Genomic DNA, 24378 nt, shown 5'->3' on the forward strand with positions numbered 1-24378 from the left:
CGTGATGGTGAGCGCCGCGATTTTGGTGCTCGCGATGATCGCCGGGGTGGCCGTGGTGGCTTCCAGCGTCGCGATGATCGTCGCGATGATCGTCGCGGAGGCTTTGAAGATCGTCGTGGCGGTTACCAGCGTCGTGACGACCGCGGTGGTTTCCGTCGTGATGATCGTCGGGACGGTGAGCGTGATTTCCAGCGTCGTGATGGTGAGCGCCGCGATTTTGGTGGCCGTGATGATCGCCGGGGTGGCCGTGGTGGCTTCCAGCGTCGCGATGACCGTCGCGATGATCGTCGCGGAGGCTTCCGCGGTGACCGACGTGAGGGCGGCCGTTTTGAGCGTGACGGTCGCGGGCCTCGTCAGAATGAGCGGCGCAACGATGTCGCCTACCAGAACTATTCGTCGACTGACGAGTACGTGTCTCCTAACGGCAATGAGCCGACGATTCCTGCTGGCGTGAGTTCCCAGGAGCTTGACCGTGATGCTATGCGCGCGCTGGCGACGCTGTCGGGTCCCAACCGTGACATTGTTGCACGTCATCTGGTGATGGCCGGTCAGCTGATTGATCTCGATCCCGAGGCCGCCTACCAGCATGCTCAGGCTGCTGTGAGCCGCGCGGGTCGCGTCGATGTCGTTCGCGAGGCCGCTGCTCTGACCGCGTACGCCTCGGGTCGTTATGAGGAGGCGCTGCGCGAAGTGCGCGCCGTGCGACGGATGCGTGGGGATGACTCGCTGCGCGCTGTCGAAGCCGACGCGGAGCGCGGGCTTGGCCACCCCGAGAAGGCCGTTGAGATCATCGACGCAACCGACTCCACGACTCTGGATCTTGCGGAACAGGTCGAGCTGGTGCTCGTCTCCTCTGGTGCACGTGCTGACCTCGGTCAGTCCGACGTCGGCCTCGTGATCGTCGACGATGCGCTTGCCGTGCTGCCGGAATCGGCCGACGACGAGCTCCGCCGCCGTCTCATGGAGGTCAAGGCTGAGCGCCTGACGGAACTGGGTCGCGTGGACGAAGCCGAGGCTGTCATTGCGGAGATGCCCGCCGAGGTTGAGGATACCGAGATCGTTGACGTTGCCCTGTTCCAGGACGCCGACGTTGATGATAAGCGTTCGCCGCTGCGCGGCTGCAAGAATGCACTGGCCGAGGAATATGACTGCGCGTTGCTTGACCTCGATGGTACGGCGTGGTCTGGTGACGAGCGGATCGAGCACGCTGCCTCGTCCGTTATCGAGGCGCGCACGATGGGCATGGCCTCCGCGTTCGTCACGAACAACGCGATGCGTACCCCGCAGCAGGTGGCCGACAAGCTCAACAGCATGGACTTCGAGGCGACCCCCGAGATGGTCATGACGTCGGCTATGGACATTGCCGCCATCATGGCGGAGGAACTCGACGAGGGTGCCAAGGTCTTCGTACTCGGCGGTCCCGGTTTGCGCCAGGCTCTCGAAGAGCAGGGCTTTGAGCTGGTGGGTAGTGCCGACGACGAGCCTGCTGCCGTCGTGCAGGGCCTCGACAAGGAGGTTAACTGGGCACTCCTGTCCGAGGGAGCTTTCGCGATTGAACGCGGTGCTGCCTTCTATGCCTCGAACCTTGACGCGACCCTGCCCGTCGAGCGCGGCCAGGCGCTCGGCAATGGCTCGCTGGTGCGTGCGATTCAGCACGCGACCCGCAAGCGTCCCACTGCCGGTGGCAAGCCCGAGCCGGGTATCTATCGCCGTGCGAGCCAGCTCGTTGGTGCCACGAACCCGATGGCAGTGGGCGACCGCCTTGAGACCGACATTATGGGTGCCGTCGCAGCTGGCGTCCCCGCGATGCACGTGCTGACCGGTGTCCACCAGGCTCGTGCGGTTTTGCGTGCTCCTCGCGGCCAGCGTCCCACATACCTGGCACTTGATATGCGCGGCATGCTGGAGGCCCACCCGGCTCCCAAGCACCATCGCGATGGCACGTGGACCTGCGGTCTGTCGCAGGTTGCCAAGGTGACGCGCGGCGGTACGCTGACGTTGGACGACATCGAACTGACCGACGCGGTGACGATTTCCATCGACTCCTACCGCGCGCTCGCCGCTGCTGCCTGGGAATGGTCGGACGGCTCCGGTAACCCGGTGACCTGCCCTGAGATTACTGTCGTCGACAACGACGATCCGGCAGGCATCGTGGTCGAGCCTGAGGCCCTCGCCGTTGACGCAGCTGCTGATGAGGACTTTGCGGTGGCCGAGGCTGCCGACGAACTGCCCGAACCCAGCGAGGAGACCCCCGCGTTCCTGCCCGGTGAGGAGGAACTGGAGGCCCTGCTGGAGGCGACGGCAGATATGGACGACGAGGCCTAATGGCCCTGAGTGAACAGACGGCTGCCCGTCTGGTCGGCTTCGATGAGCTTGGCGTGCAGGTGCAAATCTCGACGCTTCAGGTCATTGAGGCCGACCTTCGACGGGCGCTGTCGGCCGACGTGCCCGCGGAGATGCAAGGTTCCGCGGCGCGCGTCGGAGCGCGTGAGCAGGGGAGGAGCGACGCGTGAAGTTGCGACGGATCGATTCGGAGTTGGTGCGCCGAGGTCTGGCGAAGTCGCGCTCGGCAGCAGCGCAGATGATCGAGGATGGTCGGGTCAAACTTGATGGCCAGGTTGTCCTGAAATCCGCCCGACAGATGGATCCGGCGCAGGCAATCCTCGTCGAGGAGTCGGATGATCCCGAGTACGTGTCGCGTGGGGCGCACAAGCTTGCAGGTGCGCTGGACGCGCTCGGCGAGAAGGCTCCTCTGATCGAGGGCCGGCGCGCGCTCGATGCTGGCGCATCGACGGGAGGTTTTACTGACGTTCTGCTGCGGCGCGGAGCTGCTTCGGTCGTTGCCGTTGACGTTGGCTACGGCCAGCTTGCGTGGAAGCTGCAGTCCGATCCTCGTGTCGAGGTCCACGACCGTACGAACGTGCGCACGCTGGATCCCGCCTCGGTTGCTCCGGCACCGGACATCGTCGTGGGCGACATGTCGTTCATCTCGCTGACTCTCGTTCTGCCTGCGCTGGTCGCGGCGGCGGCACCCGACGCTGACTTCTTGCTGATGGTCAAGCCCCAGTTCGAGATCGGCAAGGAGCGCCTGGGCCACGGGGGAGTGGTGCGCAACCCCGAACACCACGTCGAAACTGTCGAAAACGTGGCGCGCTGTGCCATTGGCCTGGGGCTGGACATCGCCGCCATCGCGCCCTCTCCGTTGCCCGGCCCCTCCGGCAACGTCGAGTATTTCCTGTACATGCGCCGCGACTACCCGGAGCCGATCAACCCGCAGGAGCTGACGGAGTACATCCGGGCGGCCGTCGCCGAGGGACCTGCAGGAGGAGCGTTGTGACTCGAGTACTGATGGTGCGTCATCGCAACCGAACGAATGCTGTGACCAGCGCGGTGACGCTCACGCATGCGCTGGCGGAGCGGGGGATTGAGGTCGTCGAGGATGCGTCCTCGGGTGGCATCGATTTGGTGCTGTCGATCGGTGGTGATGGCACGTTCCTCGTGGCCGCCTCGAGTGCACGCGCTCTGGGCGTGCCACTCCTCGGTGTCAATGCCGGGCACATGGGGTTCTTGACGGAGCTCGGTTCGACGGGCACGGGCGACCTCGCGCGCAAGATTGCCGAGGGTGACTTCACCGTCGAACGCCGCATGACGTTGGACGTTACGATGGAGCGCTCGGACGGTTCCAGGGCCTCGGACTGGGCTCTCAACGAGGCTGTCATCATGCACACGGACGTCGCTCATCCGGTGCATTTTGCGCTGGTCGTCGATGGTCAGGAGGTGTCGACCTACGGTGCCGACGGCATGATCCTGTCAACTCCGACGGGTTCGACAGCTTATTCGTTTTCAGCGGGTGGCCCCGTCGTGTGGCCCGACACGGAGGCAATTGTCGTCGCCCCGCTGGCCGCGCATGGCCTGTTCACCCGCCCGCTTGTGGTGGGGCCCTCGGCTTGCGTGGAGATCGTTGTGCTCGACGACATGTGGACGGCTCCCGAGATGTGGTGCGACGGCTTGCGTCGGATGACTGTTCCGGCCGGGGCAGTGGTCCGCGCTCGCGTGGGTTCTTCGCCGGTGCAGCTGGTGCGTGTGGATGACACGCCCTTTTCGGCGCGCCTCGTGCGCAAGTTCAATCTTCCCGTGCGCGGGTGGAGGGATGGCCCGCGGTGATTGAGTCTCTCGATATCGCTAATCTCGGCGTGATCGCTTCTGCGCATGTCGAGATTAGAGGCGGTCTGGTCGTCGTGACGGGCGAGACGGGCGCGGGTAAGACGATGGTCTTGTCCTCCCTGCAGCTTCTGCTGGGGGCTCGCGCGGACGCGGCGCTGGTGCGCTCGGGCGCGGATCGTCTCTCAGTCGACGGTATTTTTTCGGTGACAGAGGAGGTGGCTGCCCGCGTCGAGGAAGCCGGTGGCGTCGTCGAGGGCGGCGAGTTGATCGTTGGACGCTCCGTGAGAGCGGCCGGCAGGTCGCGCGCGCACCTGGGGTCGCGGCCCGTTCCCGCCTCCGCGCTCTCTGAGATCGTCGGTTCGATGGTGACGATTCACGGTCAGGCCGATCAGGTTCGCCTGACGGGGGAAGCCGCCCAGCGCCGTGCTCTCGACCAGTTTGGTGGTACTGCGCACGCCGCCCTGGTGAATGAATACCGCGAGGCTTTCCGCGCCGCTGTGGACGCGAAGCACCGCCTCGATGCACTGCTTGGGGACGCGAGCGAACGCGAGGAGGAACTGGAGGATCTGCGCGCGGCCTTGGCTCAGATCGAGTCCTTGGATCCCCAGGTGGGTGAGGAGGAAGAGCTGGTTCGCGAGGCCTCACGCCTGACCAACGTCGAGGATCTGCGCGCGCTCATGGGCGTCGCACAGGGCTTCCTGAAGGGCGATGATCGCGGCGACTTTTCGGGGGCGGTCGAGTCTGCGCGCAGTGCCTACGCTCAGCTGGATGACGCCTCTCGCTTCGACGAGGCCGTGGCAGAGTTCGCCGGGCGGGCGCGCAGTCAGGCACTCGAATTGGATGCGCTGGCAGACGACATCGCGGTCTACCTGTCCCGCTTGGACGCGGATCCGGAGCGCCTCGCGCAGATTCATGCGCGACGCGCAGCCATCAAGGATGTCCTGCGCGGGCGTGCGGCCGACGTTGAGTCTTTGCTGACCTGGGCGGATGACGCTCGAGCGCGCGTGGATGAGCTGTCTGCCCCGGCCTCGGACCCCGAGGTCGTCGAGCGTGAGCTGGCCGCGGCCCAGAGCCTTGTCCTCGATGTCGGTGCGCGCCTGACGAAGGCACGTACACGCCTGGCCCGCGAGTTGGCCGCAGGCGTCAACGAGGAGCTCCACGCCCTCGCGATGCCCGACGCGACCCTTCACATTGACCTGGAGGCCACCAAGCCGACCTCGCACGGCTGCGAGACGGTTGTCTTCCGCCTCCAGCCGCACCCGCACGCACCCGCGCGCCCGCTCGGCCAGGGTGCATCCGGGGGTGAACTCTCGCGCGTCATGCTCGGCCTGGAGCTGATGCTGGGGCGCACCGAGGCCTCGTCGACCTTCATCTTCGACGAGATTGACGCTGGTATCGGCGGGCAGACCGCAACGGAGGTTGGTGCGCGTCTGAAGCGTCTTGCCAAATCGCGCCAGGTCATCGTCGTCACCCACCTCGCTCAGGTCGCAGCCTTCGGCGACCAACACCTGGTCATCGAAAAGACTGATGGCACGACCAGCGTCCGCGAGGTGACAGGCGCGGAGCGCGAGGCCGAGCTGACCCGCATGATGGGTGGGGATCCGCACTCGCAGGCGGCGCGCCGCCACGCATCGCGCGTCCTGGCCTCCGCCGTGTCACAATCGCAGGGATGAGTGACACACGTTCAACAACAGCAAGTGCCCGGAGCGGGCGGGTTCGCATTGACGACCGGCCCAAGCACCTGGCGACGCGCCTTGAGACGGGCGATATCGCCGTCATCAACATTGCCGACCTCGACAAGGATAGCGCCGCTGCACTCGTGGATGCTGGCCCCGTTGCGGTCCTCAACGCGCAGCCCTCGCTGACGGGGCGCACGGCCGCGTTGGGTCCCCGGCTCATTCTTGATGCCGGTATCCTCCTCGTGGATGACCTGGGACAGGACATTATGTCCCTGCGCGAAGGACAGGAAGTGACAGTTACGGGCGGCAAAGTGCTGCTCGAAAGCACCGTTATCGCCACTGGTAAGCGGGTCGAGGACGAGGACCTCGAGATCGAGGTCGCTGACTCCGCAGCCCTCTTCGCGGGTTTTGAGGGCGCGATCGAGGACTATCTGGCGAAGGATGGAGCAACTGTCCTACGTGGTGAGGGTGTTCCTCAGCTGCATGGACTCGGCAACCGTCCCATCCTACTGGTGACTGATGCATCCGACGCTGCTGGCGAGCTGCGTGCGCTCGCGCGGTGGCGCGCCGAAGCGGCCCCCTACGTCGTGGCCGTGGACGGGGGAGCGGACGTCGCCCTCAAAGCACACCTGACGCTCGATGCTGTGATCGGGGACGCCGAACTCATGAGTGAGAAAGCGATCCGCAAAGCCCACTCCTTCATCGTGCGCGTCGGCGGTGACGGCCTGGCTCCCGGCTCCGAGCGCCTGGACCGTATGGGCATCGTCTACGACTCTGTCGCGATGTCCGGAATGTCACTTGATGCCGCGATGGTCGTCGCAGCCCATTCGGATGCCAGTGCTGTCGTGACTGCCGGCGTCTCCTACGGAGAGGCCGAGCTGGTCGACGCAGGGCGTTCCCTCGTCGCCCCTGCCTTCTTTTCGCGCCTTGCGTGCGGCTCGCGCCTGATCGGAGCCCACGCCGTCGCTGCCACATTCCGTCCCCGCCCGCGCGGGTGGACGCTGGTGATGCTTGCGGTCGTCGCAGTCCTTCTCATGGGCGTCGCCCTGTGGTCCACCCCGTGGGGTAACGATCTGCTGTACCCGATCACGTCGCTTTTTACGTCGCTGACGCACCTTGCTGGAGGAACCCAATGATTAACTTCCGTTACCACGTTGTCTCGATCATCGGGATCTTCATGGCCCTGGCCGTTGGCGTCGTCCTGGGGGCTGGGCCCCTGCAGCGCACGATCAACACGGGCATGAACCGTTCGTCGTCTGCGGCCGCCTCCGACCCGCAGCTAAGCGCACAGGCCGAAGCTGAAGCCGCGGGCCTCAAGGCCCTCGCGTCCTCCTCCCTGACCGGCTCGCTGACCGGCACCCAGGTCGCGCTCGTTGTACTGCCTGGTGCCTCCGACGATGACGTGGCAGCTGTGCGTTCCACCTTGACCGACGCGGGTGCGTCCGTGGTTGGTCGCGTGACGCTGACCGACAACTGGCAGTCCACCTCCATGAGTCAGTATCGTGCCACGCTGTCCACGTCGCTGGCCTCTCACCTTGAGTCTGCCGCCGCTAAGACCGCCAGCGCCGACGGCGTCGTGGGCTACTCCATCGTCCAGGTCCTGACCTCGAGCGGCTCCGAGACCGACCTGCTGCGCCAGATCCTCACCGACAAGTCGACCCCGCTCATGACGATCGACGAGGATCCTGCTGGCAAGGCTACGACCCTCGTTGCTATCGGTGCGCGTGCACAGAGCGCGGCCACGGCCTCGTCCGCTCCCACGAGTCCTGACGCCTGGGTGGGCATGGCGCAGGCCGTCGGCTCCACCTCCGGTGTGGTCGTGGGTGATGCTTCCTCGCGCGACGCGATGATCTCCCGCATCCGCAGCGCCGGCACCGCCGTGACGACCATCGATTCGGTGGGTACCACCCTCGCGACGGTCGATACCGCGCTCGCCCTGTCGACCAAGGCGACCGGAGCGCGCGCCTACGGCGTGGGTTCCGGCGCACAGTCTGTCATCCCGAGCAACAAGTAAAGCGCGTCACGACGCGATTTGCTTCGTCGTCCCCCGCTGACCTGCCCAGGTCAGCGGGGGACGAGTCGTTCGTGCAGTGTTAAGCTGAAGTTCCATGGTGAGTACTTCAATGCGCACAGTGCGTGCGGAAAATTCCATGACCAAGCATATTTTCGTGACGGGCGGCGTCGTCTCTTCACTGGGCAAGGGCCTGACCGCCTCCAGCTTGGGGAGGCTCCTTCGTTCGCGGGGCCTGCACGTGGTCATGCAGAAGCTTGATCCCTACATCAACGTTGATCCCGGCACAATGAACCCCTTCCAGCACGGCGAGGTTTTTGTCACTGAGGATGGTGCGGAGACCGATCTGGATATCGGCCACTACGAGCGCTTTCTCGATGTGAACCTGTCGGGTGCCGCTAATGCGACCACCGGCCAGGTGTATTCGACGGTCATTGCCAAGGAGCGTCGCGGCGAATACCTGGGTGATACGGTTCAGGTTATTCCTCATATCACCGACGAAATCAAGAACGTCATGCGTCGTCAGGCTCAGCCCGATGAGAACGGTGAGCGTCCTGACGTCATCATCACGGAAATTGGTGGAACAGTTGGCGATATCGAGTCACAGCCGTTCCTCGAAGCAGCCCGTCAGGTGCGCCACGACCTCGGCCGCTCGAACGTTGCTTTCGTGCACGTGTCGCTGATTCCTTTCCTGCCCGCAGCCGGCGAACTGAAGACGAAGCCGACGCAGCATTCCGTCAGCGCACTGCGATCAATTGGCATCGCGCCGGACGCGCTCGTGCTGCGCACTGATCGTGCGCTACCCGAGGGAGTCAAGTCGAAGGTCGCTCTCATGTGCGATGTCGACCGCGAAGCGGTCATCGAATGCGCCGACGTTCCTTCCATCTACAACGTACCGCTGACACTGCATCGAGAGGGCCTCGACGCCTACCTCGTCCAGCGCCTCGGATTGTCCTTCCGCGACGTCGATTGGAAGGAATGGAAGGAACTTCTGGAGCGCGTGCATTCTCCTAAGCACCGCCTTGAGGTTGCCCTTGTCGGTAAGTACATCGACCTGCACGACGCGTATCTATCGGTGTCTGAGGCAATCAAGCACGGCGGTTTCGCGAACAACGCCCGAGTTGATATTCGCTGGGTCGCGTCGGATACGTGCGAGACACCCGAAGGGGCTGCCCGCGAGCTCGCTGGCGTCGACGCGATTGTCGTCCCCGGAGGCTTCGGCATTCGTGGTATTGAAGGCAAGCTTGGCGCGTTGCGCTGGGCACGCGAGCATCGTGTTCCGACGCTGTGCCTGTGCCTGGGTCTGCAGTGCATGGTCATTGAGGCTGCCCGACATCTCGCTGGTATCCCCGGCGCTTCGTCGACCGAAATGGATCCCGACACGACCGAGCCAGTCATTCATACGATGGCCGACCAGCACGAGTTCGTTGATGGAGACGGTGATATGGGCGGAACGATGCGACTCGGTGCATACCCCGCACAGCTCGTTCCGAATTCGATTGTTGCCGCAGCCTATGGCACGACCGACGTGAGTGAGCGGCACCGTCACCGTTACGAGGTCAACAATGCCTACCGCGACCGCCTCGAACAGGCAGGCTTGAAGGTTTGCGGAACCTCTCCGGACGGCTCACTTGTTGAGTTCGTCGAGCTTGATTCGGCTCTGCACCCCTACTATGTTGCAACGCAGGCGCATCCGGAGTTTAAGAGCCGTCCGACGCGCCCGCATCCGCTGTTCGCGGGGCTGATTGAAGCTGCGTTGAAGCGTCACGTGGGACGTTACTCATCGCGCTCGGACGAGAAGGAATGAGAGACGACATGCATTTTCTGTCGAGCGAGCAGGTCCGCGCGATCGCTGACCAGCCGACCCCACACAAGGTCGCAGCGAGCGAGGACGTGTGGAGCGGCCGTATCGTGGACATGGTGGAGGACCGTGTCGTGGTCGTGGAGGGCGAGGAACCCGTTGTCCGTCAGTACACCCGCCACCCCGGTGCCGTCGCTGTCGTCGTCATGCGCGGCGAGGCCGGTGCCGAGGAAATTCTCCTTGAGCGCCAGTACCGACACCCGGTGCGCGCGTCGCTGTGGGAGATTCCCGCTGGACTGCTTGATATTCCCGGCGAGGATCCTCTGGTTGCAGCCGAGCGTGAACTTGCGGAAGAGGCGGACCTGAGCGCCGGACGGTGGGACACGCTCGTTGACTTTTACACCTCGCCCGGTGGATCGACGGAGCCTATTCGCGTGTTCTTGGCACGAGACCTCGCGCCCACGGGCACGACCTTTGAACGCGAGGATGAGGAAGCAACCATGGAATACGCGTGGGTCTCACTGACCGACGCCATGGAATGGGTGCTTGCCGGTCGCCTGCACAATCCCTCGAGTGTCATCGGCATCATGGCCGCGCACGCCGCACGAGGCCGCGGCTGGCAAGGCCTCCGAGAACCGGGAGCGCCCTGGCTTCGTTGATTGTCAAATAGGCCATAAGTCCCTCGACATGTGGGTCGTGCAACACTCCGACACGCTTTTCGCAACGCCTCTTTATTCAAATTAGCGTAGACTTCTTCCCAGAGAAAAGCACGGATTGGGGCGCGCGAGAAGCGTGTCGGAGCGGAGGACAGGTGGCCGAAGAAGTAGACGCCACAACTCGTCAGCAGGTGCTCGATCTCATCGTCGAAAAGGGACCGGTGACGGCCTCGGCGATCGCCAAGGTCCTAGGCCTGACGACGGCGGCCGTGCGCCGCCACATCACGCTGCTGCTGGAGTCCAAGGAGATCGCTGAGCACGAACCCGGTGCGCCCTCCAAGCGGGGGCGCGGACGCCCCGCGCGTCACTACGTCGCCACCGAGCGAGCACACATCCACCTCGCCGACGGATACTCCGACTTGGCTTCCAAGGCACTGGGATACCTGGGGCAAGTCGGGGGTGAGGAAGCCGTCGAGTCTTTCGCGGCCGCGCGCTCGCGCGAGATCGAGCGCCGTTACGCGCCCATCGTGCGCGACGCGGGATCGGACCCTCGAGTCCGTGCTCAGGCGCTTGCCGACGCGCTTACGCAGGACGGATACGCCGCGACAGTCCGAGACATTGGAGGTGGCACGCTAGCCGTTCAACTGTGCCAGGGTCACTGCCCAATCCAGAACGTAGCGGGGGACTTCCCCCAGCTGTGCGACGCCGAGACGATTGCCTTTGGCAAGCTGCTCGACGTGCACGTCCAGAGACTTTCCACGCTTGCGGGCGGGGGACACGTGTGCACCACCCACATCCCGGTGGGCATGCCCATCATCCGCCCGGGCGCGAGGAATGTGCGACGCAAGTAGCACACAGGTAAGAACGAGAGGTTGACACAACTATGACGCAGGCACCCGCCGTGGGCGCTGAAGACCGTCGTATGACCGATGACGAGATCATCGAGTCGATTGGCGGTTACGAATACGGTTGGCACGATTCCGACGACTACTCCAAGGACGTCCCCACCGGCATTAACGAAGAAATTGTCCGTTTCATTTCGGATGTTAAGGATGAGCCGCAGTGGATGCGGGAGCGTCGCCTGAAGGCGCTGGATCTGTTCGAGCGTAAGCCGATGCCGGCGTGGGGTCCGGACCTCTCCCACATTGATTTCGATGCTTTCAAGTACTACGTGCGCCCCACGGATCGGCAGGTCAATGACTGGGAGGACCTACCCGATGAAATCCGTGACACCTACGACCGCCTGGGCATCCCCGAGGCCGAGAAGGCCCGTCTGGTCTCCGGCGTCGCTGCCCAGTACGAGTCCGAGGTCGTCTACCAGCAGATCCAGGAAGACCTTGAGCGCCAGGGGGTCATCTTCACCGACACGGACACGGGTCTGCGCGAATACCCCGAGATCTTTGAGGAGTACTTCGGCAAGTGCGTGCCCGCGGGCGACAATAAGTTCTCTGCGCTGAATACGGCTGCCTGGTCCGGTGGCTCTTTTGTGTACGTTCCCAAGGGTGTGCACGTGACCATCCCGCTGCAGGCCTACTTCCGTATCAACACCTCCGCGATGGGGCAGTTTGAACGCACGCTCATCATTGCTGACGAAGGCTCCTACGTGCACTACGTCGAGGGCTGCACCGCCCCGATTTACGACGAGAACTCTCTGCACTCCGGCGTCATTGAAATCTTCGTGAAGAAGGATGCCCGCGTTCGCTACACGACCATCCAGAACTGGTCGACGAACGTTCTCAACCTGGTCACCCAGCGCGCTATCGTCGAAGAAGGCGGCACCATGGAATGGGTCGACGGCAACATGGGTGCTGCGATCACCATGAAGTACCCCGCCTGCTTCCTGATGGGTGAGCACGCCCGCGGCGAGACGCTGTCCATCGGCTTTGCCGGCCCCGGCCAGCAGCAGGACACCGGCGCCAAGATGGTGCACATGGCACCCCACACCTCGTCGTCGATCGTGTCGAAGTCCGTCTCACGCGGAGGCGGCCGCACGTCTTACCGAGGCCTCGTTCAGGTCAACGCGCGTGCGCGTCACTCCAAGTCGAACGTCCTGTGCGACGCCCTGCTCGTCGACAAGATTTCGCGTACCGACACGTACCCCTACGTCGACGTGCGCACCGATGACGTTGAGATGGGGCACGAAGCCACCGTCACCAAGGTGAGCGCCGATCAGCTCTTCTACCTCATGAGCCGAGGCCTCGACGAGAACGAGGCCATGGCGACGATCGTGCGTGGCTTCGTTGAGCCGATCGCCAAGGAGCTTCCCATGGAGTATGCCCTCGAGCTTAACCGCCTCATTGAACTGCAGATGGAAGGATCCGTCGGCTGATGACGACCCCCAACACTATTGCCGAGACCATGAACAAGGCCCACTCGCACGGGGGTGGCTCCGAGAAGGCGCACCCCTCGCGCGCCGACCGCCCGACCTCCTTCGAGCTGAACGACATTGCCGTGCCGCACGGTCGCGAAGAGGACTGGCGCTTCACCCCGATGCGTCGCATCGAGCGCCTGTTTGAACCCGCCAACTACGACGCGGGCGATGCCCCCGTCACGGTGGACGCGCCCGCGCCGGTTACCGTCGAGACGGTCGCGCGTGATGACAAGCGCCTGGGCACCGTCCTGGCTCCCGGCGACCGCACCGCCGTCGTCGCCTGGAACGGCTTCGAGCAGGCGACGGTCGTTGAGATCCCGGCCGAAGCCGAGCTGGACGCTCCGGTGCGCATCAACGTTGCTAACGTCGAGGGCACCCGTGCGCAGCACCTCATGATTCGCGCAGGTGCTTTCTCCAAGGCCACCGTCATCCTCTCGCACGCCGGCTCCGCGCAGGCCGCTCTGAACCAAACCGTTGAGGTCGAGACCGGTGATAGCGCGAACCTGACCGTCGTGTCGCTGCAGGAATGGGACGACACTGTCCTGCACGCCTCGAACCAGCGCCTGGCCCTGGGCCGCGACTCTAAACTCACCCACATCGTCGTCACCTTCGGCGGTGACCTTGTGCGTCTGTGCGCGGACACCGACTTCCGCGGTCCTGGCGCTGAGCTGACCATGCTCGGCATCTACTTCGTGGACGGCGGCCAGCACCTCGAGCACCGAGTGTTCGTTGACCACTCCCAGCCCAAGTGCTTCTCACGCGTCACCTACAGGGGAGCCCTGCAGGGCAAGGACGCACACTCGGTGTGGATCGGCGACTGCCTGATCCGTGAGGCCGCCGACGGCACAGACACCTACGAGCTAAACCGTAACCTCGTGCTCACCGAAGGTGCCAAGGCCGACTCCGTGCCCAACCTCGAGATCGAGAACGGCGAAATTGAAGGTGCGGGCCACGCGTCCGCAACCGGTCGCTTCGACGACGAGCAGCTCTTCTACCTGATGAGCCGTGGCGTCCCGGAGGCCGAGGCCCGCCGCTTGGTCGTGCGCGGCTTCTTCGCCGAGCTGATCAACCAGATTGGCGTCCCCGAGGTGGTCGATCACCTCATGGCAACCGTCGAGGCCGAGCTGGCCAAGTCCCGTAACAACTGAGCTTTAAGGAATACACATGTCGACTCTGCGCATTAAGGACCTGCACGTCTCCGTCGAGACCGCCGAGGGTCCCAAGGAAATCCTCAAGGGCGTCAACCTCACCATCAACTCCGGCGAAATCCACGCCATCATGGGTCCCAATGGCTCCGGTAAGTCCACCATGGCCTACGCCCTCGCCGGTCACCCCGACTACGAGATCACCTCCGGTGAAGCCTGGCTCGACGATCAGCTCATCACCGACATGAGCGTCGACGAGCGCGCTAAGGCTGGCCTGTTCCTGGCCATGCAGTACCCCGTCGAGGTTGCGGGCGTGTCCGTCTCCAACTTCCTGCGTACCGCCAAGACCGCTATCGATGGCAAGGCTCCCGCCCTGCGTACGTGGGTCAAGGAGATGAAGACCTCCATGGAAAACCTGCGCATGGACCCCGACTTCGCCGAGCGCGACGTCAACGTCGGCTTCTCCGGTGGTGAGAAGAAGCGTCTGGAGATCCTTCAGATGGAGCTGCTCAAGCCCTCCTTCGCCGTCCTCGACGAGACTGACTCCGGCCTTGACGTCGACGCGCTGCGCATCGTCTCCGAGGGCGTCAACCGCGTCCACGGCGAGACCGGCTGCGGCGTCATGCTGATCACGCACTACACCCGCATCCTGCGCTACATCAAGCCCAGCCACGTTCACGTGTTCGTCGACGGCCACGTCGCCGCCCAGGGTGGCCCCGAGCTGGCCGACGAACTCGAAGAGAACGGCTACGACAAGTACTTGGGTCTCTGATACCCGTGTCCAAGGACTTCACCGCCGCCGAGCTCGACGCGATCCGATCAGACTTTCCGATCCTGAGTCGCGTCGGGCGCGGCGGGGCACCCATTGCGTACCTCGATGCGTCGGCGACCTCGCAAAAGCCTGAGGCCGTTATCAACGCCGAGGCTGACTTCTACCGACGCTCCAACGGTGCGGTCCACAGGGGCACGCACCTGCTGGGTGACGAAGCGACCGACGCCTTCGAGCGCGCGAGGGGCACCCTGGCCTCGTTCGTGGGTGCACACCCGGACGAGATCGTGTGGACGAAGAACGCTACCGAGGCCATCAACCTGGTCGCCCTATCGATGGGCAACGCGTCCCAGGGTATGGGAGGGGACGAGGCCGCGCCTATGCGCGTGGGACCCGGCGACCGCATCGTGTGCACGCGCGCCGAGCATCACGCGAACATCGTTCCCTGGCAGCAACTGTGTGCGCGCACGGGCGCTGAACTGGCATGGCTCGACCTGACCCCGGACGGCCGCATCGACCTCGACACCCTGTCGGTCATCACGCCGAATACGCGCCTTGTGGCCTTCACACACGTCTCCAACGTGACAGGTGCCATCTCTCCGGTCGCCGCGATCACGGCTGCAGCCCGCGCGGTCGGCGCGCTCATCCTGCTGGACACATGCCAGTCGAGCGCCCACATGGCTCTCGACCTGTCCACGCTGGATGTCGACTTCGCGGTCTTCTCTTCGCACAAGATGCTCGGACCCACGGGCGCGGGTGCACTGTGGGGGCGGCGATCACTGCTGGCCGCGATGCCTCCCGTCCTCACAGGCGGCTCCATGATCGAGTGGGTCACCATGGAGGAGTCAACCTTCATGGCACCGCCCGAGCGCTTCGAAGCCGGCTCCCAGCCCGTCGCGCAGATCACAGCCTGGGCCGAAGCGCTGCGCTACATGGCTGGCCTCGACATGGCCCGCGTCGAAGCCCACGAGCACGCGCTCACCCGCATGATGCTCGATGGTATCTCCTCAATTGACGGCATCACCGTGCTGGGCCCCGCCTCGAACGTGGACCGCATCGGTGTCGTGGCTTTTGCCGTGGACGGCGTACACCCCCACGACGTCGGCCAGTTCATGGACTCGGTGGATGTCGCCGTGCGCGTCGGGCACCACTGCGCGATTCCGTTGCACACCTTCTTCCAGGTGCGTTCCTCGGCGCGCGCATCGGTGGCACCGACGACGGCGCCTGAGGAAATTGAGCGTCTGGTGGATGGCCTGTCGAAGGTGCGAGCTTTCTTCGGTCGGTAGAATCGGTGCGAGTCGTCGGATTCTTTGAGAAAGGTAGCTATGGGTAGTCTCGAGCAGTTGTATCAGCAGGTGATCTTGGACCATGCGCGTGAAAAGCACGGGGAGGGAGACCCCTCCGGGCAGGACGCGTCCTCTCACCAGGTGAACCCGACGTGCGGCGACGAGGTCACTTTGGGCGTCACGCTGGACGGCGACTTCCTCGCGTCAATGCAGTGGGATGGCGACGGTTGCTCGATTTCGCGCGCGTCGCTGTCCATGATGACCGACCTGACGGAGGGCAAGTCCGCTGACGAGATCAGCCGCCTCTATCGGGACATGGAAGTCATGATGCATTCGCGTAACCTGGGCGTCGACGACGAGATCCTCGACGAGCTGGGTGATGCGGCCGCGTTGGAGTCCACGTCTCAGTTCGCGAACCGCGTCAAGTGCGCGCTGCTGGGCTGGTACGCCCTGCGCGATGCGTTGGCCAAGTCCGGTATCGATATTTCCGCCGCGGGCGAGCCCGCCGAGCAGTAAAGGAATCGCTATGAATAACCCGATGGCTCAGACTGAGCCCGTCGAGCAGCGCTTCGGTGTACCCGCCTCGAACGAGACGGCGCAGTCGCCCGATGCCACCCGCCAGATTGATGGCACCGACGTCATCGAGCAGGGCACCCTTGCCGCTGAGAACGTCCTGGAGGCCCTCAAGGACGTTATCGATCCCGAACTGGGCATCAACATCGTTGACCTGGGTCTGGTCTACGGCGTCGTCATCGGTGCCGAGAATCAGGTGCGCCTCGACATGACGCTGACGTCCGCGGCATGCCCGCTGACCGACGTGATCGAGCGCCAGGCGCAGACCATCCTGTCGGGAGTCACCGACGAGGTCCAGATCAACTGGGTGTGGATGCCGCCGTGGGGTCCTGACCGCATCACGCCCGATGGTCGTGAGCAGCTGCGCGCAATCGGCTTCAACGTCTGAGACGCTTGTATGCACAGTGTCCCCGGAACCGCTCGGTTCCGGGGACACTCGTATGTAATCCGGCGATCACTGGTCCCGCGCCTCCCGTTCTCTTCTGCGAGCGGCTCCAGTGTCGCGTGTCCCGTTCCCCATGATGTTCCGGTAACCTAATGTGAGTCACGGCATGAAGGAGAGGGGCAAGGCCCATGGAGATTCTCGACAACACCGAGGGCAAACGCCTGGTAGACTCCCTGCGTGCCAACCTCGATGACGAGGCGAAACTGTCGATTATCAGCGCGCATTTCAGCCTGTTCGCCTTCGGAGAGCTGCGCGAGGAGCTTGAACGCCTCGACTCCGTGCGTTTTCTGTTCAGTGAACCGACGTTTATTCAAGACATGGGACGGGTCGCGGGGTCGCCGGAGTCTGATATCGCGCGACGTGCGCAGGGTGAGAGAGAAAAAGCGCTCGCTGACTCGTCCCTGGAACTCACGCTGCGCAACAAGCTCAACCAGCGTGCTCTCGCGCGGGCGTGTACATCCTGGCTGAGGGAGAAGGTGACGTTCCGCTCCGTGCAGCGCGAGCACATGCTTCAGTTGACGCCCAGTTACATCGTCGAGGATTCCGCTGTGAGTCCCCATCTGTTGACGGGACAGGGTGCCACCTTCACCCTTGAGGGACTGGGAGTTGAGCGTCGCCCGGATACGCTGACGATGATGACCCATTGTGCGGGGGATGAGGCCAAGGCACAGGTTGAATTTCTCATGGCGACATTCGAGTCCGTGTGGGCCGATGATACAAAGACCTGTGATGTCACTGAGCAGATTGCTCACCAGGTGGAGGCTCTCTACACAGAGAACGCTCCTGAGTTCATCTATTTCCTGACCCTGTACCACATCTTTCGGCGGTTCCTCCTGGAGAACCAGGATCACAATCCACGTGAAGATACCGGTTTTTTCGAGTCGGTGATCTGGGGTAAACTCTACGATTTTCAGAAGGACGCCGTTATCGGGGCGATTCGTAAGTTGGAAAAGTATAACGGCTGCATCATCGCCGACAGCGTTGGCCTGGGCAAGACATTCGAAGCGCTCGCCGTCATTAAGTACTACCAGCAGCTCAACAAGAACGTATTGGTACTGTGTCCGAAGCGCCTGCGTGAGAACTGGACGCTGTGGACGCAGACAAGCGATGAACGTAATCCCTTGGCTGCGGACCGATTTGCCTACAAGGTGTTGAACCACACGGACCTGTCGCGTCGCCGTGGCAAGAGTGGGGACATCGACCTGGAACACCTGCAGTGGGGGACATTCGATCTGGTTGTCATCGATGAGAGCCACAACTTCCGCAATAGGAGTGTGACCGGGGCGAGCACGAATCGTTATACGCGCCTGATGAACGAGGTGATCCGGGCTAACGGACGTACGAAGGTGCTCATGCTGTCGGCGACCCCGATCAATAATCGTCTCACCGACCTGCGTAACCAGATTGAGCTCATCACGGAGGGGCGCGATGATTACCTCGAGAAGACCGATGGCATCGTGTCCATCGATTCGGTGATGCGACTGGCACAAAAGCGCTTCAACCTGTGGAGTTCGCAGGCGCATGGACGTCACACGACGGAGAGCTTCGCCGAGTACGTCAACGCGGACTATTTTGCGCTCCTCGATGCCCTGACGATTGCGCGTAGCCGCAAGCATGTGGCGAAATACTACGGCACCGAGACGGGGACATTCCCCACCCGCCTCGCTCCGCGCAATGTCCAGGTGCCCATTGATTCACGCGGCGAGCTGCCTCCCATCGGGCAGCTCTACGATATGATCAGCGATCTGAGTTTCGCCCAGTATCAGCTTCTGTCCTACGTGCGCGAGGATGCGCGGCCTGCCTACGAGGCCGACTACCGCGAGGGCTTCGGCAATGACTTCGGCAGTGAGCTGCATCGTACGAATGCGGTCGCCGCGCTGATGCGTGTGAACCTCCTCAAGCGCATGGAGTCTTCCGTGAGCGCTTTCCGTACGACACTGGTCCGCGTGCGCAGTTCTTGCGCCGACATCCTGGATCGACTCGCGGTGCTTGACGCGCGCGATGTCAACGATGCTGTCGGTTCCGTGGCAGTGGGATACGGGATTGAGGGCCTCGAGGACGGCCTCGATGACCGAGATGCTGAGATGTTCGAGGTCGGGGCGCAGATTCGCGTCGACTTGCGCGATGTGGACCGCGAGGCTCTGTCCGTGGACCTCATACGCGACATTGCGATTCTCGACGAACTGGTCGGTTACGCCTGTGCAGTGACCCCGGATCGTGATGCCAAGCTCGGTGCGTTGCGGACACTGATCGCGGAGAAGACCGGAGCCGACCAGATTAACTCGGGTAACAGAAAAGTACTCGTTTTCAGCACTTTCGCTGACACCGTTACCTATCTCTATGACCAGTTGGCATCGGATCTGCAACGGAGCCACGGCCTGACGTGTGCGCAGGTAACAGGCACTCGCAATCGAGTCACGGGAAAGCGCCGGGCGAGTGGTGGCTTCGAGGATATCCTCGGTCGTTTCTCACCACGTTCGAAGGAAACCAATGCCCTCGCGGACCGTGAGGGCGAGATCGACATTGTTTTCGCAACGGATTGCATCTCGGAGGGGCAGAACCTCCAGGACTGCGATTGCGTGGTTAATTACGATGTGCACTGGAACCCGGTTCGTATTGTGCAGCGTTTCGGCCGCGTCGACCGCCTGGGTTCGACGAATGAACGCATCCAGATGCGTAACCTTCTGGCCGGACGTCGACCTGGAGTCCTACATCAATCTTGAGTCGCGTGTAAAGTCACGCATGGCTCTGGGCGATGCGAGTGCATCCGGCGAGGAGAATCTGCTTACCCCGTCGGAGGATATGAACGACCTGGAGTATCGCTCGGATCAGTTGCGCACGCTGCGCAGTGAGACTCTTGATCTCGAAGACATGCGGCGAGGAATGTCAATCACGGATTTCGCGTTGGATGATTTCCGAATCGAGTTGGAGCGCTACATGAACGCGAACCCGGGCACACTGGAAGGCGCGCCGACGGGCTTGCACGCGGTCGTGTCAATTCCGGATGACCTGCGCCCTCAAGTGAGTTCGGGAGTGATCTTCTGTCTCGAACAGCGTGCAGGCGGTAGTGACGCCAGCCGTGCAAACGCCCCGCTCTCTCTGATTTACGTGCCGAGGGACGCAGCAGGCGCGCGGACACTATCCAACCCAACGCGTTCCCTGGACCTGCTCAGGCAGCTATGCGAGGAACACCATGAGCCACTGGATGCCCTGTGCGCGCAATTTAATCGAGCCACACGTGATGGTGAGAACATGAGCGAGTACTCGGCGCTGTTGAACGAGGCCGTCGCAGCGGCGATCAGGCAGGGAGAAGAAGCAACCCTCGAATCGCTGTTCACACCGGGAATGATTGCCCAGGGAGCCTCGTCAGAAGCAGACTTCTCCCTGGTGAGCTTTGTGGTGCTCCTGTGAGTTCCATCGACTGGGGGTCGACACTGGCCCTGCCGCCCGGCGTCCGTCGCTTCGAGCGCACGATTCCCACACATGCGCTGCTGCGCGAGGCGGACCTGACGCGCACGCAGCGCGAGGGCTTGAGCAAGATTGAGGGGCTGACTCTCCTGGGAGTCGCACAGGAGACCACGACTCGCATTCCCGCGACAGCCGCGACGAATCGTCGTATCGATGCGGTGTTATTCTTGCGTGCATCCCTCGGAAAGACGCGAGCGTTCGAGTCGACTGCCGCTCTTGTGCACGGCTGCTTCCCGCATCCATCACTCCTGATCCAGGAGAACGCCCGTGGCGACGCCTGTCTGTCTGCAGCGCTCACGTCGCGCCGGAAGCGTGCAATGGGATTGACCGTCGACGCCATGAAGGTGGACAGCAGCATCGGTGTGTGGCGGCGCACGGAGCAGGGGAAGGCCTTCCTGTCTTCGCTGGCTTTCGATACGCTTGATCAGCGTTCGCTGGCTCATGTGATCGAGGACATCATGGCGCGTATCCGCTTGGCCCGTGTCGCTCGCCTTGCTGGCTTCTATCCGGATCCGAGTCTGTGCCGGACTTCGGACGTGGTGGCGTTGATTGAGCGCTTGCTCGAGTGCCAGAGCAGGCAGGATCGACTGCGTGCCCAGTGGAAGGCACACGGAACCACGCAACGCGAACGCCTACAGCTACGAATTCCCCTCAGCGAGGCGATCAATCAGACGAAGACAGCGATCAACGAGCTGACGAGGCATTGCGGCCGTTGACGCTCGCTCAGCGCCCCAGCTTCTCGCGCACGACCTGAGCGACCTTACGGCGCAGGATCTTGCCCATCTGGTTGCGCGGCAGCTCCGCGATGAACACGATCTGGCGGGGGAGTGCGTAGTGAGCAATGGACTTTTCGGCCCACTGCCGCACCTGCTCCAGCGTGAGGCGCTGGGCACCTTCCTCCATGATGATAGCGGCGGTGACCTCTTCAGTGGCGTCCGCGACGGGCACACCGACGACGGCGACATCCGCGACGCCCGGTAGTGAGCGGATTGCCGCTTCGACCTGGGAGGGATAGACGTTGAAGCCGCCCGACAGGATCAGTTCCTTCTTGCGGTCGGCCATGGAGATGAAGCCGTCGGCGCTGACGCCGATGTCGCCGGTCTTGAACCAGCCTTCCGACGTGAAGACGCGCGCGGTTTCCTCGGGTGCGTTGAGGTAGCCGTCAAAGACCTGGGGGCCTCGCACGATGATTTCGCCGGGCTGCCCGTCCTCGACGTCGAGAGTATCGTCCTCCAAAGAGACCAGGCGCAGCTGCGTGGAGGGGAAGGGGACGCCAAGCACGCCGTGACGGCGTTTGGCGGACAGAGGAGCGCCGGTGAGTACGGGAGCGGTTTCGGACAGTCCGTATCCTTCGATGATGAGGCCGCCCGTGGTGGCCTCCCAGTCATCCGCGAGCGCGGTCGACAGTGGCATGGCACCGGCCACTGAGTATCGAATGGATGAGAGATCGGTGCCGGTCTCCTTGGCACGCGCCAGGATGCGTTCGAACATGGGCGGCACGCCCACGAAGAAGGTGACGGGTCGGCGCTTGTGCGCCTCGAGGGCCATCTGTGCGTCAAACTTTGGCAGCAACACCTGGGTGGCTGCCTTGCGCACGGACGCACACAGGAAGAAGGTCAGGCCGAAGGCATGGAAATAGGGGAGCAGTGAGAAGAAGGTCTCGGCCCCTTCGTGCAGCTTCCACACCCAGAACATGCACTGGTTGACGTTGACGCCGATATTGCGGTGGGTGAGGGGCGCGGACTTGGGTACGCCGTTCGTCCCCGACGTGTGCAAGATGACGGCACGGTCACCGGGTGAGGGCAGCGGGTGGTCGGCGTCGATGGGGCTTGACGAGGCCGTGGCGCGGTCCCAGGAGATGGCACCCTTGGGCGCGGGGCCGCGCAGTTGCGCGCGCATCTGGCGGGCGCGAGGCACCGGCAGGCTTAGGAGGAAACGCTGCGAGGCGGGCATGCCGTGCGAAATATCGACCGTGAACACCGTGTTGAGGCGATCCAGAGGAAAGGCCTCCGTGCACTTTTCCCAGACGATGGCGACCCGGCCACCGTGGCGCTCCAGCTGGCCCGCGATCTCGGCGACCGGTGCCAGTGGGTTGTGCTGGGCGGCTACCGCTCCGATGCGCATGCACGCGTAGAAGGCGACGAACGCCTGCGGGCAGTTCGGCAGCGAAATCGCCACCGTGTCCCCGGCACGTACCCCGGCCTCGTGCAAGACGCGCGCAGCGCGCAGCACCTGGTCGCGAACCTGCGCGTAGGTCGTCGTGGCACCGAAATAATCGAGCGCCACGCGATCCGGGTACAGGCGGGCGGCGGTGTCGAGCAGCTCGTAGAGGGACGTGTCCGGCACGGGCACCTCATAGGGCACTGCGTCGTAGAAGTCGTGTGCCTGGCTGACGATACTCCGTGTCATGACATCCTCCTGTGATCGGTCTTGACAAGTCTACCGGCGCACACAACGAGGGTTATACGCGGGGAACATCCCACGTGTTGCACGTCGCAATGCTGCCGGAGTCCAGGCCGGTCTGCAGCCACGTCGCGCGCTGCTGCGCGCTGCCGTGTGTCCAGGACTCGGAGTTCGTCGTCCCCTGGTACTTCGTCTGCAGGCGGTCGTCGCCAATGGCCTCGGCCGTCTGGAGGGCACCCATGATCTGGTCAGTCGTCGGGGTCTGGAGGTAGGGGGTACCCGTCGAAGGATCGGGGGTGGTGGACGCCCAATGCATCCACACGCCCGCATAGCAGTCAGCCTGCAACTCGGAGCGAACGCCCGCCTCCTGCGAGCCGGTCTCGCGCGTGTTGTACGTGCGGAAGACACCCTGCAGGTTCTGAATGTGGTGGCCCCACTCGTGGGCGACCACGTACTCCTGTGCGAGCACGGAGTCCGAGGCACCGTACTGAGTCACCATCTCGTCAAAGAAACCGAGATCCAGGTACACCGTCGAGTCACCCGGGCAGTAGAAGGGACCCACCGCGCTCGTCGCAGAACCACATGCAGTTGACACACTGTTCGTGAAGATCTGGAAATCGGGAAGTTCATAGGAAACTCCCGCGTGCTGATCGGCCAGCTGAGTCTTCCACACTTCGTCCAGGGACTGCGCGGTGGCCACCATGCGGCACTCCACGCGCTCGTTCGCATCCGCGCCGGTCTTGCACGTCGACACGTCGACCGACGAAGAGGATGAAGACGACGAGGGAGCCTGGGAGGAGATGAGGCTGGTCAGGTCGATGCCCGTGAGATAGGAGAACCCCAGGATCAGCAGGACTCCAAGGATCGAGCCGCCACCGGCACCAGCAATCTTCCGGCCAGCGCCGGAGGTGCGCACACGCGAAGGATCCAGGTGGATGTTGTCGTTGAAGCTCATCGGTACTCCTTCAATTCAGGGACGCCGCCCGGCCTGATAACGGCCGAGCATATCGGAACGGAACGCTTCGAAACAGCCGTCCTCGATGGAAGCGCGGATAGCGTCCACCAGTCGCAGCGTAAACCACTCGTTGTGGATGGTCGCCAGCGTAGAGGACAGGATCTCCTTCGCCTTGAACAGGTGGTGGACGTAGGCGCGCGTGTAGTGCGTGCAGGTGTAGCACTCGCAGCCCTCGACGAGGGGTGTGAAATCACGCTTGAAACGCGCGTTCGTGATGTTGAAGCGCCCATCGGGCGTGTAGATCGCTGCGTTTCGTGCCACTCGCGAGGGGTTGACGCAGTCAAAGGTGTCGGCACCGGCTGCGACACCTGCGAAGAGATCCTCGGGTTCTGAGATGCCCAGCAGGTGGCGGGGACGGTCCTCACCCAGTTCCTCGCACACCCACGACACGATCGTGCCCAGGTTCTCCTTCTCGAGCGCTCCGCCCACGCCGAAGCCGTCGAAGCGCTGACCGTCCACCTCCATGTCGGCCATCATGCGCGCTGCCTGGCGACGCAGGTCCTCCCACTGGGCACCCTGGATAACGCCCCACAGCTGCTGGTAGGGCTTGGCGGAACGCTCCTGCGTGAGGCGCTTGTGCTCGGCCAGACAC

General features: G+C 63.5%; 23 protein-coding genes. 20 read left to right on the forward strand and 3 right to left on the reverse strand.

Going from position 1 to position 24378, the window contains the following annotated elements; all coding sequences use genetic code 11:
• The 20 genes from QZ149_RS07510 to QZ149_RS07605 all read left to right on the forward strand — a co-directional run.
• On the forward strand, window positions 1-454 hold a 454-nt coding region (locus QZ149_RS07510), incomplete at its 5' end, for a hypothetical protein (protein WP_291450729.1).
• Entirely contained in the window at window positions 451-2325 is a 1875-nt protein-coding gene (locus tag QZ149_RS07515) for an HAD-IIA family hydrolase (RefSeq protein ID WP_291450730.1), read from the forward strand. The genes QZ149_RS07510 and QZ149_RS07515, both read left to right, overlap by 4 nt.
• Window positions 2325-2513 carry a dUTP diphosphatase gene (locus QZ149_RS07520; RefSeq protein ID WP_291450731.1) on the forward strand — a complete coding sequence of 63 codons (189 nt, stop codon included), beginning with the start codon at window positions 2325-2327 and terminating at the stop codon, window positions 2511-2513. Before QZ149_RS07515 ends, QZ149_RS07520 begins: the two co-directional genes overlap by 1 nt.
• Window positions 2510-3337, forward strand: a complete 828-nt coding sequence (locus QZ149_RS07525; RefSeq protein ID WP_291450732.1) for a TlyA family RNA methyltransferase — start codon at window positions 2510-2512, stop codon at window positions 3335-3337. Before QZ149_RS07520 ends, QZ149_RS07525 begins: the two co-directional genes overlap by 4 nt.
• Complete coding sequence (locus QZ149_RS07530; protein WP_034505647.1) at window positions 3334-4164, forward strand: NAD(+)/NADH kinase; 831 nt, start codon at window positions 3334-3336, stop codon at window positions 4162-4164. Before QZ149_RS07525 ends, QZ149_RS07530 begins: the two co-directional genes overlap by 4 nt.
• Window positions 4161-5837, forward strand: coding sequence for a DNA repair protein RecN (gene recN, locus QZ149_RS07535; RefSeq protein ID WP_291450733.1), 1677 nt, complete (start codon window positions 4161-4163; stop codon window positions 5835-5837). Before QZ149_RS07530 ends, recN begins: the two co-directional genes overlap by 4 nt.
• Window positions 5834-6979: a putative cytokinetic ring protein SteA gene (gene steA, locus QZ149_RS07540; protein WP_291450734.1), complete on the forward strand. Its 1146-nt coding sequence runs from the start codon at window positions 5834-5836 to the stop codon at window positions 6977-6979. The genes recN and steA overlap by 4 nt, the downstream gene beginning before the upstream one ends.
• Complete coding sequence (locus QZ149_RS07545; protein WP_291450735.1) at window positions 6976-7857, forward strand: copper transporter; 882 nt, start codon at window positions 6976-6978, stop codon at window positions 7855-7857. The genes steA and QZ149_RS07545 overlap by 4 nt, the downstream gene beginning before the upstream one ends.
• 109 nt (window positions 7858-7966) lie before the next feature.
• Complete coding sequence (locus QZ149_RS07550; protein WP_291450736.1) at window positions 7967-9661, forward strand: CTP synthase; 1695 nt, start codon at window positions 7967-7969, stop codon at window positions 9659-9661.
• Window positions 9662-9669: 8 nt separating this feature from the next.
• Complete coding sequence (locus QZ149_RS07555) at window positions 9670-10314, forward strand: NUDIX hydrolase (RefSeq protein WP_291450737.1); 645 nt, start codon at window positions 9670-9672, stop codon at window positions 10312-10314.
• A 152-nt stretch (window positions 10315-10466) separates the two neighbouring features.
• On the forward strand, window positions 10467-11162 hold the full coding sequence (locus QZ149_RS07560; RefSeq protein ID WP_009649042.1) for an HTH domain-containing protein: 696 nt from the start codon (window positions 10467-10469) through the stop codon (window positions 11160-11162).
• A gap of 32 nt (window positions 11163-11194) precedes the next feature.
• Complete coding sequence (gene sufB, locus QZ149_RS07565) at window positions 11195-12640, forward strand: Fe-S cluster assembly protein SufB (RefSeq protein ID WP_291450738.1); 1446 nt, start codon at window positions 11195-11197, stop codon at window positions 12638-12640.
• Window positions 12640-13830 (forward strand): Fe-S cluster assembly protein SufD, encoded by a 1191-nt coding sequence (gene sufD, locus QZ149_RS07570; RefSeq protein WP_291450739.1) that lies wholly within the window; start codon window positions 12640-12642, stop codon window positions 13828-13830. Before sufB ends, sufD begins: the two co-directional genes overlap by 1 nt.
• A 16-nt stretch (window positions 13831-13846) precedes the next feature.
• Window positions 13847-14599: a Fe-S cluster assembly ATPase SufC gene (gene sufC / locus QZ149_RS07575; protein WP_009649021.1), complete on the forward strand. Its 753-nt coding sequence runs from the start codon at window positions 13847-13849 to the stop codon at window positions 14597-14599.
• Between the two features lie 5 nt (window positions 14600-14604).
• Window positions 14605-15882: a SufS family cysteine desulfurase gene (locus tag QZ149_RS07580; RefSeq protein ID WP_291450740.1), complete on the forward strand. Its 1278-nt coding sequence runs from the start codon at window positions 14605-14607 to the stop codon at window positions 15880-15882.
• A 39-nt stretch (window positions 15883-15921) separates the two neighbouring features.
• On the forward strand, window positions 15922-16398 hold the full coding sequence (sufU, locus tag QZ149_RS07585; protein WP_291450741.1) for a Fe-S cluster assembly sulfur transfer protein SufU: 477 nt from the start codon (window positions 15922-15924) through the stop codon (window positions 16396-16398).
• Between the two features lie 10 nt (window positions 16399-16408).
• Complete coding sequence (locus QZ149_RS07590; protein ID WP_291450742.1) at window positions 16409-16843, forward strand: metal-sulfur cluster assembly factor; 435 nt, start codon at window positions 16409-16411, stop codon at window positions 16841-16843.
• A 185-nt stretch (window positions 16844-17028) separates the two neighbouring features.
• Window positions 17029-19623 (forward strand): helicase-related protein, encoded by a 2595-nt coding sequence (locus QZ149_RS07595; RefSeq protein WP_291450743.1) that lies wholly within the window; start codon window positions 17029-17031, stop codon window positions 19621-19623.
• Window positions 19624-19642: 19 nt separating this feature from the next.
• Window positions 19643-20311, forward strand: coding sequence for a hypothetical protein (locus QZ149_RS07600; protein WP_291450744.1), 669 nt, complete (start codon window positions 19643-19645; stop codon window positions 20309-20311).
• The gene (locus QZ149_RS07605; RefSeq protein ID WP_291450745.1) at window positions 20308-21084 is read left to right on the forward strand and encodes a DUF4391 domain-containing protein; all 777 of its coding nucleotides are present in this window, start codon (window positions 20308-20310) and stop codon (window positions 21082-21084) included. Before QZ149_RS07600 ends, QZ149_RS07605 begins: the two co-directional genes overlap by 4 nt.
• Before the next feature lie 7 nt (window positions 21085-21091).
• Here the strand turns inward: QZ149_RS07605 and QZ149_RS07610 are convergent, their stop codons facing one another.
• From QZ149_RS07610 to QZ149_RS07620, 3 genes are all read right to left on the reverse strand, one after another.
• Entirely contained in the window at window positions 21092-22777 is a 1686-nt protein-coding gene (locus QZ149_RS07610; RefSeq protein ID WP_291450746.1) for an AMP-binding protein, read from the reverse strand.
• Window positions 22778-22829: 52 nt separating this feature from the next.
• Window positions 22830-23726 (reverse strand): neutral zinc metallopeptidase, encoded by an 897-nt coding sequence (locus tag QZ149_RS07615; RefSeq protein WP_291450747.1) that lies wholly within the window; start codon window positions 23724-23726, stop codon window positions 22830-22832.
• Between the two features lie 15 nt (window positions 23727-23741).
• The coding region (locus QZ149_RS07620) for a tRNA guanosine(34) transglycosylase Tgt (protein WP_291450748.1) at window positions 23742-24378 on the reverse strand (637 nt) is incomplete at its 5' end.

It is taken from the genome of Actinomyces sp. ICM47 (assembly GCF_905369875.1).
Lineage (GTDB): Bacteria > Actinomycetota > Actinomycetes > Actinomycetales > Actinomycetaceae > Pauljensenia.